The organism is Mediterranea massiliensis (genome assembly GCF_900128475.1).
GTDB classification, from domain to species: domain Bacteria; phylum Bacteroidota; class Bacteroidia; order Bacteroidales; family Bacteroidaceae; genus Bacteroides; species Bacteroides massiliensis_E.
Map to the genome: position 1 here is coordinate 314,909 of NZ_LT635837.1, position 13,020 is coordinate 327,928.

At 57.9% G+C, this 13,020-nt stretch carries 10 protein-coding genes; 8 read left to right on the top strand and 2 right to left on the bottom strand.

Annotation, left to right across the window (positions count from 1 at the left end):
• The first annotated feature begins 9 nt into the window (after positions 1–9).
• From BQ7483_RS09190 to BQ7483_RS09220, 7 genes are all read left to right on the top strand, one after another.
• Positions 10–1,332, top strand: coding sequence for a hypothetical protein (locus tag BQ7483_RS09190; protein WP_072545683.1), 1,323 nt, complete (start codon positions 10–12; stop codon positions 1,330–1,332).
• Between the two features lie 15 nt (positions 1,333–1,347).
• Positions 1,348–2,298: a sirohydrochlorin cobaltochelatase gene (locus tag BQ7483_RS09195; protein WP_072545684.1), complete on the top strand. Its 951-nt coding sequence runs from the start codon at positions 1,348–1,350 to the stop codon at positions 2,296–2,298.
• Between the two features lie 116 nt (positions 2,299–2,414).
• Positions 2,415–2,978 carry a DapH/DapD/GlmU-related protein gene (locus tag BQ7483_RS09200; RefSeq protein ID WP_072545685.1) on the top strand — a complete coding sequence of 188 codons (564 nt, stop codon included), beginning with the start codon at positions 2,415–2,417 and terminating at the stop codon, positions 2,976–2,978.
• A gap of 74 nt (positions 2,979–3,052) precedes the next feature.
• The gene (gene cobJ, locus BQ7483_RS09205; protein ID WP_072545793.1) at positions 3,053–4,462 is read left to right on the top strand and encodes a precorrin-3B C(17)-methyltransferase; all 1,410 of its coding nucleotides are present in this window, start codon (positions 3,053–3,055) and stop codon (positions 4,460–4,462) included.
• A 25-nt stretch (positions 4,463–4,487) separates the two neighbouring features.
• Complete coding sequence (locus tag BQ7483_RS09210) at positions 4,488–5,693, top strand: bifunctional cobalt-precorrin-7 (C(5))-methyltransferase/cobalt-precorrin-6B (C(15))-methyltransferase (protein WP_072545686.1); 1,206 nt, start codon at positions 4,488–4,490, stop codon at positions 5,691–5,693.
• A gap of 21 nt (positions 5,694–5,714) precedes the next feature.
• Positions 5,715–7,571 carry a precorrin-4 C(11)-methyltransferase gene (cobM, locus tag BQ7483_RS09215; protein ID WP_072545687.1) on the top strand — a complete coding sequence of 619 codons (1,857 nt, stop codon included), beginning with the start codon at positions 5,715–5,717 and terminating at the stop codon, positions 7,569–7,571.
• Between the two features lie 27 nt (positions 7,572–7,598).
• A complete protein-coding gene (locus BQ7483_RS09220; protein ID WP_072545688.1) occupies positions 7,599–9,002 on the top strand; it encodes a precorrin-6A/cobalt-precorrin-6A reductase in 1,404 nt (467 codons plus the stop codon).
• Between the two features lie 117 nt (positions 9,003–9,119).
• Here the strand turns inward: BQ7483_RS09220 and BQ7483_RS09225 are convergent, their stop codons facing one another.
• Both BQ7483_RS09225 and BQ7483_RS09230 read right to left on the bottom strand, forming a co-directional pair.
• Positions 9,120–10,364 carry an ABC transporter permease gene (locus BQ7483_RS09225; protein WP_072545689.1) on the bottom strand — a complete coding sequence of 415 codons (1,245 nt, stop codon included), beginning with the start codon at positions 10,362–10,364 and terminating at the stop codon, positions 9,120–9,122.
• Positions 10,365–10,368: 4 nt separating this feature from the next.
• Positions 10,369–11,568 carry a pyridoxal phosphate-dependent aminotransferase gene (locus BQ7483_RS09230; protein WP_072545690.1) on the bottom strand — a complete coding sequence of 400 codons (1,200 nt, stop codon included), beginning with the start codon at positions 11,566–11,568 and terminating at the stop codon, positions 10,369–10,371.
• A 206-nt stretch (positions 11,569–11,774) separates the two neighbouring features.
• Between BQ7483_RS09230 and BQ7483_RS09235 the strand changes: the two genes are divergently transcribed.
• On the top strand, positions 11,775–13,010 hold the full coding sequence (locus BQ7483_RS09235) for a fucose isomerase (RefSeq protein WP_072545691.1): 1,236 nt from the start codon (positions 11,775–11,777) through the stop codon (positions 13,008–13,010).
• Positions 13,011–13,020 lie beyond the last annotated feature (10 nt).

Sequence of the window (13,020 nt, forward strand, 5' to 3'; positions counted from 1 at the left end):
TGCATTGACATGAAAAAAATCAAGTTTCTATTGATTGCCTGCATGGCCGTATGGATGGCCTCGTCTTTCACCGCCTGCTCGAACGATCCCAACGAAGGAAACAACGGTAACAACAACGGCAACACCGATCTGAACTATCACTTCGACCTCTTCATGAGCGTAGGAAAGCATGGAGGCATGAGCCAAGGCGACGGTACCATTGTCCGCAGCGTATCCGACCTGAGTGCCGCGGCTGACAAAATCTCCATCGAAGGCATCGGTTCAGAATTTGAATCGGACGGGAACACCTATACTATGGAAGCCATCGTCAAAGGAAAATATTATTATGAAGTACCCTACCAGCCGTCCGACCGCTTTGTAAAACTGGAAGTGAACTATAATCCGACCACCGGCAAGAATGCTCTCAACGTTGTGGCACAACGTCCGTTTGACGAAGGTTATACCTTCAAGGCCCGTTCGTACACACACGCCTGGCTCGATGACAATACCCTGATCATTATGGCAGCCAACGGCGATACCGACAAAATCATCTGGACGAAGCTCAAGACAGATGACATGACAATCCTCGGAAGCGGTACACTCGACGAAATCACTCTGCCGGAAGGATATAAGGTATTCACCACTTCAGGCATTCTGACTTATCGTCAAAGTGACAAGAAGCTCTATTATTTCTATTTTGCCAAAACTTCAAAGCGCAACGGGAAGGCGACTCCCTATTTCTATACAGCCGTCATCAACCCGACTACCATGAAAGTCGAAAGCAACCAACCCAACAACATCGCCGAGCAAATGTCCGGCAGCGCCTATGGCGAACTGATGCAAAACTACGTCATGTACGACGAGAGTGACAACCTCTACCTCGCTACCTTCAGTCCCGATGCAAACGGGAAGGAAATAGGGCACCTGCTCCGCATCAAGAAAGGAGAAACCCAGTTTGATGCCAGCTACGAAGGCTATCCGAACGGCGACGGCAAACTGCTCACCCTCCAATATCTGGGCAACGGAAAGGCCTTGGCTTATGCCCGCGATGATGCCGGCGATCCGGCGGACGGTACCCTAAACATCAGTTCTTACTGCCACTACTATACCATCATCAACCTGGCCGACGGCAGCCGCGAACGCCTGAAGTACAACGGCACCGAAATACCCTACAATGCCGGCCGCTTCTCGCAACGCACGGCCATTGTCGACGGGAAAGCCTATATCGGAGTCAACACCCGCGAAGAATCCTGCATCTACATTTACGACATTGCTACCGGAAAGGTAGAAAAAGGAGCCGAAGTGGACAGTGGCTTCTATTTCGACATTCTCCGTGTAGTGAGCAACCAATAACAGAATAATCCTTTTATGAGAAAAGCCCTTACTTTACTTTTGTTATGGCAAACCGTCTTCCTCTGCCAGGTACGCGGAGAAGGCGGTTTCGCCTCCAGCGACTTTCTTGCCGATCTGAAGGCCGGCGAGAAAGCCGCTCTGCTGATGGTACATTTCGGTACCACCTACGACGACACCCGTGCCCTGACCATCGATGCCCTCAACCGAAAGGCTCAGGAAGCCTTTCCCCAACTGACCTTCAGTGAAGCCTACACCTCGCGCATCGTCATCCGCCGCCTCAAGCAACGGGGCATCCGGAAAGACACCCCACTGGAAGCCCTGCTCCGCCTGCGGGCCGAAGGTTACACACGTGTTCTGGTACAGAGCAGCAACATCATAGACGGTGTCGAAATGGAATCTCTGCGTCGCGACGTGGAGACTGTACGCCCCTTCTTCAACGAAATACGTGTTGGAACGCCTCTGCTCTATTCGGTGGACGACTGCGAAAAGGTAGCCTCTATTCTGGCCAAGCGATTGAGTACCGACCCCTCGGAAAAGGGACGGCGGAACCAGGAACATTTTGTCCTCGTGGGCCACGGCACCTATACTCCCAGTACCGCCACCTACAGCCAGATGGACTACATGCTGAAAGCCGGAGGGTGGAGCAACTTCCATGTCGGTACTATCGAAGGCTATCCGACCTTTGACACCATGCTGGCCCAACTGAAGGCTTCGAAAGCCCGAACGGTCACCCTGCAACCCTTCATGCTCGTAGCAGGCGACCATGCCCGGAACGACATTGCCGGCGAGTGGAAAGAACGACTGGAAGCGGCAGGCTATACCGTGACTGTCCGTCAGGAAGGGTTGGGACAGATCCCCGAAATCCAGGATCTTTTCATCGAACATATCCGCTTCAGCATGACCCACCGTGCCGTAGGCATCATGGAGAAGAAAGCGGCCTATGCTGCTGGAAAGGAAGTGGAATAACCGTAAAAAGGTTACAAAAATCCTTCGTTTGTCTACAAGACGGCCCCATGTCCTTGCCTACCTTTGCACATACTTTTGGGAAATCAACATTGAACAACCATAAACATTTACCTTTCATGACACTTTCTGAATTTCTATCGTATGTGCAGACCGGCAAGGCACTCAACACCGAACCCATTCATCGCCTGATGGACGATATGAGCAACGAAGCCAGACGCATCACCTTCCGGCTGAACTCTGCCTATCATACTCCCGAAGAAGTAAGGGTCCTGCTTTCCGAACTGTTCGGCAAGCTGGTACCCGATACGCTCCGGGTCTTTCCTCCCTTTTACTCGGACTTCGGAAAAAACATCACAGTGGGCGAAAACGTGTTCATCAATGCCTGCTGCCACTTCCAGGACCACGGCGGTGTGACGTTGGGTGACGGTTGCCAGATAGGCCATAACGTCGTCTTTGCCACACTCAACCACGGCCTCCTGCCGGAAGACCGCGGCACTACCTACCCCGCCCCCATCATTCTGGGCAAGAATGTATGGGTAGGCTCCAATGCCACCATCCTGCAGGGAGTCACCATCGGCGACAATGCCGTCGTGGCTGCCGGAGCTGTCGTAACCAAAGATGTTCCCGCCGATGCCATTGTAGGCGGCGTTCCGGCCCGTTTCATCAAGCGCATCCAATAATATAATGTGTACAGGTGGGCCGCTTGTTCGACGAAAAAGACGTATATTTGCCGAACATTATGGAACCCATAGCAATGAAACAACCGAAAATAATCGTTGCCGGCATAGGTCCGGGCAACGAACAGGCCATTACTCCTGCCGTCAAGGCCGCCCTGCAAGAAGCTGATGTAGTGGTAGGCTACAAATATTATTTCCAGTTTGTCAACCCCTACCTGAACAGCGGCACCCAATGCGTGGATACGGGCATGAAGCGAGAACGCGCACGGGCCGAACAGGCCTTTGAACTGGCCGAACAGGGCAAGACCGTCTGCGTCATCAGTTCGGGCGATGCAGGTATCTACGGCATGACGCCGCTCATCTACGAGATGAAGCGCGAGCGGGACAGTGCGGTCGAGGTCGTATCTCTGCCCGGCATCAGCGCTTTCCAGAAGGCGGCCTCCCTGCTGGGAGCTCCGGTAGGACATGATTTCTGTGTCATCTCCCTGAGCGACCTGATGACTCCCTGGGAACGCATCGAGAAGCGCATCCGGGCTGCTGCCCAGGCAGATTTCGTGACGGCTGTCTACAACCCCAAAAGTGAAGGCCGCTACTGGCAGCTCTACCGCCTGAAGGAAATCTTCCTGCAAGAAGACCGCTCGCCCCAGACACCCGTGGGCTACGTCCGCCAGGCAGGCCGACCCGAACAGGAAGTACACATCACCACGTTGCAGGACTTCAACCCCGAAGATGTGGACATGTTTACCGTCGTCATCATCGGTAACTCCCAGTCCTATGAGTGGCAGGGAGCGTTCGTCACGCCACGCGGATATTATCGGGAAGACAACACTACGGGAGCTTCCGTCGGGCAGGACATCATGATACGCAGCTTCCGTACCATCGAACGCGAACTGCAGCATCCCGACATCCCCCTCGACCACAAGTGGGCCCTGCTGCACGCTATCCACACCACGGCCGACTTCGAGATGGAGCAACTGCTGCATACCGACCCTCATGCCGTGTCGACCCTGTACGAACAAATTGTCTCCGGTCACCTGAAGACCATCATTACGGACGTGACCATGGCCGCCAGCGGCATCCGAAAAGGAGCCCTGCAACGCTTGGGCGTAGAAGTGAAATGCTACCTAAGCGATCCCCGCACAGCCGAAATGGCTTCGGCCAAAGGCATCACCCGCACGCAAGCCGGTACCCGCCTGGCCGTAGAGGAGCACCCCGACGCCCTGTACGTATTCGGCAACGCACCCACCGCCCTGATGGAGCTGTGCGACCTGATACGCAAGGGCAAGGCCCGCCCGGCCGGCATCGTGGCCGCCCCTGTCGGTTTCGTACACGTACAGGAATCCAAGCACATGGTCAAGCCCTTTACCGATATTCCCAAAATCATTGTAGAAGGACGCAAAGGTGGAAGCAACCTGGCCGCCACCCTCGTCAACGCCATCCTGTGCTATAACGATGCCGAACAACTGCGCCCCGGCAGAGACGTGTAACGCAAAGAGTAAAACAGACTGCCATATGGAACAGAAATTCATAGTCATCGGCATGGACGACCGCCCGCAGCCCTACTTCCCTCCCGAAGTACAGGAACTCATCCGTTGCGGGAAAGTTTTTTCGGGTGGCATACGCCACCGCGAAATCGTGTCGTCCCTGCTGCCCGACGGTGCCCGATGGATAGACATCACCGTGCCGCTGGACGACGTCTTCGCCCGCTACGAAGCCCACTTCGCCTCCGAAGGCAGCCCACTGCTGGTCTTCGCCTCGGGCGATCCGCTCTTTTTCGGCTTCGCCAATACCATCCGGCGGAAGATGCCTGCAGCAGACATCCGTCTCTTCCCGTCGTTCAACTCCCTGCAGACACTGGCCCACCGGCTGGTGATGCCCTACAATGACATGCGCACCGTGTCGCTTACCGGCCGCCCCTGGCAGGAACTGGACCGCGCCTTGATGGAGCGTGCCCCGCACATCGGCCTGCTGACCGACCGCGAACATACGCCCGACGCCATTGCCCGCCGTCTGCTGGACTATGGTTACGACGGCTACACGGTGTATGTGGGCGAACACTTGGGCAACCCGGCCAAAGAACGCATCCGGCAGATGAGCCTGGAAGAAGCCTCGCACAGCCGCTTCGAGCATCCCAACAACCTGATGCTCGTGGCCCGCCAACCGCTTCCTCCCCGTCCCTTCGGCATCCCCGACGAGGCTTTCGAACACCTGGACGGACGGGCACGCATGATTACCAAGGCTCCCATCCGTCTGCTCACGTTGCAGGCACTCGGACTGTCGGGCCGCCGTGTGATGTGGGACATCGGTTTCTGTACAGGCTCCGTGTCCATCGAAGCCCGCCTGCAATTCCCCCACCTCCAGGTCGTGGCATTCGAAGTGCGTCCCGAAGGCCGGCATCTGATGGAAGTGAACAGCCGCCGCTTCGGTGTGCCGGGCATCACGGCCCTTATCGGTGACTTTCTGCAAGCCGATTTAACGGACCTTCCCCGCCCGGATGCCGTGTTCATCGGAGGCCACGGAGGACGGCTGGCCGACATGCTGGCCCGCATCCGCGAAGTACTCCTGCCGGAAGGCTGCATCGTACTCAACTCCGTGTCTGCCGAAAGCCGCGAAGCCTTCTGTACGGGTATCCGCGACCTGGGCATAAAACTCTGCCCGCCCCTGCACGTGACGCTGAACGACTACAACCCCATCGACATCCTGAAAGCTACCTTTTAACGTCAAAACTTTAGCATTAGCATGAAAACAGCGATTCTCCTCATATCCGAAAAAGGTCTGGGCATAGCCCGGCAGCTTGTACGCGAATTTCCGCAGACAACCCTCGTCAGCACCACGGTGCAGGCGGACGACTGCCAGTCGGTAAGCAGCTACGACCTGTTCTTGAAAGAACATTTCCACCGCTTCGATGCCTTCCTCTTCATCGGAGCCATGGGCATCTGCGTACGCAGCATCGCCCCCTATATCCAGGACAAGCATACCGACCCCGCCGTGGTCTGCATCGACAGCACCGGCCGCTACGTCATCCCCGTGCTCTCGGGACACATCGGTGGAGCCAACGAACTGGCACAAGACGTGGCCGGGGCCCTGGGAGCCGAAGCCGTAGTCACCACGCAAAGCGACCGCACCGGTCTGTGGGCGCTCGACACGCTGGGCCAGCCGAACGGCTGGACCTGCCTGCCCGCCGACGCTGCGGGGCGTCCCCTGCCGCCGACTGAAGAGAGTCACCGCGCCCTGAACCGCCTCATCGGCCTGTTCGTCAAGCAGGTGCCTACCCTGCTCTACATCGGTGCGCGCGTGCCGGGCGTGGAACAACTGGAACGGACCTGCCCGCCACACGTCACCCTCCGCTACGGCCGCTTCGAGGACATCGACCTGAAACCCTACGAACTGCTGCTGCTCCTGACGCCCTTCCTCCACGACACGGCCGGAGTACCCGCCCTCTACTACATTCCCCGGGTACTCCATGCAGGCATCGGCCTGGCCCACGAAGCCGGCCCCACCGACGAAATCATCGCCCGCCTGAACGATACCCTCCTGGAACATCGCCTCCAGCCGGCGGCCATTGCCGACTACGCCACCATCTGCGAAAAGCGCGAAGAGCCCGTGGTCAAGCAACTCCAGACCCGTCAGACCGTACACTTCTATACAGCCGACGAGCTGAAGACCGTCGACGTACCTACCCCGAGCGAAGTGGTGCAGAAGCACATGGGCACTCCCAGCGTCAGCGAGGCAGCCGCCCTGCTGGCCTCAGACGGCGGACGGCTGGTACTGGACAAGCAGAAAGGCAGCAACTATACGCTGGCCGTAGCCATCGACCCGGGCGTACTGACCGACCACGGCCACATCGAGATTGTGGGAGCCGGACCGGGCGACCCCGACCTGATATCGGTACGCGGACGGCAGATGCTGGAGAAGGCCGACCTGATACTCTACGCCGGCAGCCTGGTGCCCCGCGAGCTGACCCACTGTGCCAAGCCCGGCGCCACGGTACGCAGCTCCGCCTCAATGAACCTGGAGGAACAGTTTGCCCTGATGAAGGAATTCTACGACCGCGGGCAGTTCATCGTCCGCCTGCACACGGGTGACCCCTGCATCTACGGGGCCATCCAGGAGCAGATGAACTACTTCGACCGCTACGGCATGAGCTACCACATCACGCCGGGCATCTCGTCCTTCCAGGCCGCCGCCGCTGCCCTGAAGTCGCAGTTCACCATCCCCGAGAAGGTTCAGAGCATCATCCTGACCCGCGGCGAGGGACGCACCTCCATGCCTCCGCGCGAGAAGCTGCACCTCCTGGCCCGTTCGCAGAGCACCATGTGTATCTTCCTCAGTGCAGGCATCGTAGACCAGGTACAGGCCGAACTGCTGCAGGAGTATCCCGAAGACACGCCCGTGGCCGCCTGCTACCACCTGACGTGGAAGGACGAACGCATCTACCGCGGCGTACTGAAGGACCTTGCCAGCATCGTGAAGGACAACCACCTGACGCTGACCACCATGATTGTGGTGGGCGAAGCCATCGACAACCGTCAGGGCCTCTCGCGCCTGTATGCCCACGAGTTTGCCCACCTGTACCGCAACGCCACCGACCATTGACCGTTTCATCCCTAACCAGACACCCGTATGATTCTTATCTTAGGAGGAACTACCGAAGGCCGGACAGCGGCCAAAACACTGGAAGAGGCCGGACAGCCCTTCTACTACTCCACCCGCGGCGACGAGCAGGAGGTGACCCTGCACCACGGCATCCGGCTGCAGGGCGGCATGGATGCCGCAGCCTTGGCCGACTTCTGCCGCCAGCACGACATCCGGCTGCTGGTGGACGCCGCACATCCCTTTGCCGCACAGCTGCATCAGAATGTGGCCGAAGCCGCTGCACGCCTGTCCCTGCCGGTCGTCCGCTTCGAACGCCTCTACCCGCCCCGCGAAGCCTGCCCCGTGGAATGGGTGGACAGCTACCCCGAAGCCATGGAGCAGATACGGCAAAGTCATCCGTCCTCCTTCCTGGCCCTGACCGGCGTACAGAGCATCGAAAAACTGGCTCCGCTGTGGCAGGACGCCGACTTCCCCTGCTACTTCCGCATCCTGGACCGCGACAGCTCGCGCCGCCTGGCCGACCGCCAGCGATTTCCCCGCGAACGCCTCCTGTACTACCACGAAGGTGAAGACGAGCGGCAACTGCTGGAACAGCTTCGCCCGGACATTATCCTGTTGAAAGAAAGCGGATTGTCAGGGGGATTTAAAGAAAAGATCGACGCAGCCGCCTCGCTCGGCATCCGGGTACTGGCCCTGCGCCGACCGCCGCTGCCAGCCTCCTTCATCACCGTGACAGGCGAACACGGACTCCGCCGGAAGGTGGAACAGCTGCTGCCCGACTTCTATGCACAGCACACGGGGTTGACGACCGGCACCTGTGCCACCGCCGCTTCCGTGGCCGCCACGTGNGGCATCGTGGGCGGCATCTCCATCATCGGCACTTCGGGCATCGTGAAACCGTTCTCCACGGAGGCCTTCATCCACTCCATCGCCAAGTCCATGGACGTGGCCCGCGCCACGGGCAGCCCCCGCGTCGTCATCAACTCCGGTGCCAAGAGCGAACGCTTCGTCCGTGCCTACTACCCCGACCTGCCTCCGCAAGCCTTCGTACACTACGGCAACTTTATCGGCGAGACGCTGAAGCTGGCCGACACCCTCCGCGTGCCCCGCGTCACACTGGGTGTCATGATAGGCAAGGCCGTCAAGCTGGCCGAAGGCCATCTGGACACACACAGCCGCCAGGTGACGATGAATCGCGACTTCATCGCCTCGCTGGCCCGCGAAGCCGGATGCGACGACAACCTCTGTGCCCGCATCGGCAGCCTCACCCTGGCACGCGAACTGTGGACGCTCCTGCCCCAAGCGCTCCTGCCCTCCTTTGCGCACGTCGTCCTGACACACTGCTACCGGCATTGCGCTCCCCTGCTGCCCCACGGCGAACTGACCCTCCTGCTCATTTCGGAGGAAGGAAACATCTATACCCGACAGTGAGAATAAGGGCCGAACAGAGCCCGTTCGTACGACGTAAATCGAACAAGAGCGGTTCATTGCAGTGTACTAAAGGATTTGACACAAATTCTTTAGTACACTGCAGACGGTATAATCCGTTTATTCGTAACGCATGGAGTCGGCAGGGCGGATGCGCGTGATGAAATAGGACGGACCGACCAGCATCAGTACCGATGCCAGCAGCGTGCCTGCGTTGAGCAGCAGGAAAGCCCACAGATTGAACGAGACGGGAACGGTATCCATATAATACGTGTCAGGGTCGAGCTTGAAAAGGCCGAAACATCGCTGCACGGCGTAGAAGGCCAGTCCGATGACATTGCCCCACAACATTCCCTTGCCGATTAGGAATACCGAAAACCACAGGAACAGGTGGCGGATGGTGCGGTTGTCGGCTCCGAGCGACTTCAGCACACCGATCATCGACGTGCGCTCGATGATGATGATGAGCAGTCCCGATATCATGGTAAAGCCCGCCACACCTATCATCAGCACCAGAATCACCCAGATGTTGACGTCCAGAATGCCGAGCCAGGCAAAGATACCGGGATTGAGCTGCTCGATGTTGCGGGCACAGAACTCCTGCCCATAACGGTCTGTCTTGCCCTCCAAGGCGGAAGCAATCTCCCACGTGATGTCTTCCAGCCGGCTGTAGTCGGTCACCGTCAGCTCCAGTCCGCTGAAGCGGTCGGCTGTCCAGCGGTTCAGGCGGTTCACCGTATAGAGGTCGGTCAGCAGGTACAGGTTGTCGAACTCCGTCAGATTGGTCTGATAGATGCCGGCAATGACGAAGCGGCGGGCGCGGATGTCGTCCTGAATGAAGTACGTGTCCATCTTGTCGCCCAGCTTCAGTTTCAGCTTGTCGGCCAGCGAACGGGAGATGACCACCCGGTTGGACGAAGCTGTATCGCTGAACTGGGGCATCTCGCCCTCCAACAGGTGGCGGCGGAAGAACTCCGTGTCATAGTCCGGTCCGACACCCTTGAGCAGCATGCCCTGAAAAGCTTCGTCGGTCTTGATCATGCCCGCCTTGAGCGAATAGCGCTGCACGTGGCGGATGTAGGAAAGGGCACGGAGAGAGTCGAGCTCAGCCGTGGTCATGGAGACGGGTAGTGACTCGTAGAGGGAACCGGCATCGAGATTGGTTATCTGGATATGGGCGCCGAAACCGGCAATCTTGTCGCGCACCTCCTTCTTGAAGCCCACAATGACGGAAACGGCCACAATCATCACCGCCAGTCCGATGGCAATGCCGGTCATGGCTATCAGCACCGCCGGCCGCGACACTTGCCGGCCGGAATCGTTGTCACGATAGATGCGATGGGCAATGAAAAGAGGCAGGTTCATACGATTACTCCGTTCTTCCAGGATATGCCTCCAAAGCCTTCTGCAGGACAAAGAGGGCGCGTGTCAGGTCTTCCTTCTTCAACACGTAAGCGATGCGCACCTCGTTGCGCCCGGCACCGGGCGTGGTATAGAAGCCCGAGGCAGGCGCCATGAACACCGTCTGTCCCTCGTACTCGAAGTCGGAAAGGCACCAAGCACAGAATTTGTCGGAATCGTCTACCGGCAGCTTGGCCACGGTATAGAAAGCTCCCATCGGAATGGGCGAATAGACGCCTGGAATGCGGTTCAGCCCATCAATGAGGCACTTGCGGCGCTCCACATATTCGTCGTACGTGTCGCGCAGATAGTCCTCACCGGCTTCGAGCGAGGCCTCGGCTGCAATCTGTCCAATCAAAGGAGGACTGAGGCGCGCCTGGCAAAACTTCATCACGGCATCGCGGATTTCCTTGTTCTTCGTAATCAGTGCCCCGATGCGGATGCCGCACTCCGAATAACGCTTCGACACAGAATCGATGAGCACCACGTTCTGCTCGATGCCCTCCAGGTGGCAGGCCGATATGTAGGGTGAGCCGGTATAGATGAACTCGCGGTACACCTCGTCCGAGAAGAGAAAGAGGTCGTACTTCTTCACCAGATCACGTATCTGATTCATCTCGCGGCGGGTATAGAGGTAACCCGTCGGGTTATTGGGATTGCAGATGAGGATGGCACGGGTGCGCTCGTTGATCAGCTCTTCGAACTTCTCCACCTTGGGCAGCGAGAAGCCTTCCTCAATGGTGGTGGCGATGGTGCGTATCTTGGCACCGGCCGAGATGGCGAAAGCCATGTAGTTGGCATAGGCCGGTTCGGGCACGATGATTTCGTCGCCAGGGTTCAGGCAGGCCATAAAGGAAAAGAGTACCGCCTCCGAACCGCCCGAAGTCACGATGATGTCGTCTGCCGTCAAGTGGATGTTATACTTCGCATAGTAGCCCACCAGCTTCTCGCGGTAACTGCGGTAGCCCGCACTGGGACTGTACTCCAGCACCTTGCGGTCGACGTTACGGATTGCATCAAGAGCCACCTGTGGCGTGGGCAGGTCGGGCTGTCCGATGTTCAGGTGGAATACATGGATGCCCCTCTGTTTGGCGGCATCGGCCAGCGGAGCCAGCTTGCGGATAGGGGATGCGGGCATCTCCGTTCCCCGGATAGATATTTTCGGCATGAGTCTTTCCTTTTTACAGTTTAGAGATTTGCATTTGCTGATACTTTCAATCCCAATCTTTTAGGAACTGCAAATGTAGCGATTTATTTGATACCACAGGAACGCATGGCATAAAAACTTTAAAAACCTTATCTATATTAAAAACGTTATGTCATATGGAAAGAAACTCGTACCTTTGAATATATGAAAACGTCAATTATACTATCATGGTCATCAATCTCATAACATTCGCCTCACTGCTCCACAAGCAAGCATCCGTCCGCAGTTCGCACGAAACCATCCTTGCAGAGCTGGAAAAATATTTCACCGTCCACCTGGTGGATTACCAGCAAATGGGCCGGCTCACCCCCGACGATTTCAGCATCCTGTTCATCGCTACCGGCGGAGTGGAGAGGCTGGTCATCCAGCACTTCGAACAGCTGCCCCGCCCTGCCATCCTCCTGGCCGACGGCATGCAGAACTCACTGGCTTCGGCGCTCGAAATCTCGTCGTGGCTGCGTGCCCGGGGCATGAAGAGTGAAATTCTGCACGGCGAACTGACGGAAATCATCAAGCGGCTGTTCGTGATGTACAACAACTTCAAGGCGCAACGTCAGATATCGGGTTCGCGCATCGGCGTCATCGGTACGCCCTCCAGCTGGCTCATCGCCAGCAATGTGGACTATCTGCTGGCCAAGCGGCGCTGGGGTGTGGAATACATCGACGTACCGCTCGAACGCGTTGTAGAGTATTACAACGCCATCTCGGACGAAGAGGTGGGCGACGCCTCCGCCCAGCTGGCCGGACAGGCCCTTGCCTGCCGCGAAGCGACTCCCGACGACATGCTCAAGGCAATGAAAGTCTACCGGGCACTCAAGCGGATAGCCGAAGAAGAAAAGCTGTCGGCCCTGACGCTGAGCTGCTTCCGCCTGATCGAGCTGACCGGCACCACGGGCTGTCTGGCCCTGTCGCTGCTGAACGATGAAGGCATCATTGCCGGATGCGAGGGCGACCTCCAGTCGGTCTTCACCATGCTGGTAGTCAAGACGCTGACGGCCCAGTCGTCCTTCATGGCCAACCCGTCGATGATCAACGCCCGCACCAACGAAATCGTACTGTCCCATTGCACCATCGGCCTGAAGCAGACAGAGAAATTTATCCTGCGCAGCCACTTCGAAACCAACCTGAGCATCGGCATCCAGGGACTGCTCCCCACGGGCGACGTGACTCTCGTGAAGTGTGGCGGCGAATGTCTGGACGAATATTACCTGACCACCGGCACACTGACTGAAAACACCAACTACCTCAACATGTGCCGCACCCAGGTACGCGTCCGCCTCAACTCGCCGGCCGACTACTTCCTGAGGAATCCCCTGGGCAACCACCACATCCTGCTCCACGGCAATTACGAAACCGTCTTCAACGAATTCTTCCAGGTCAATGCCTGCAAGCGGACGGAATGAGAGGATGAGC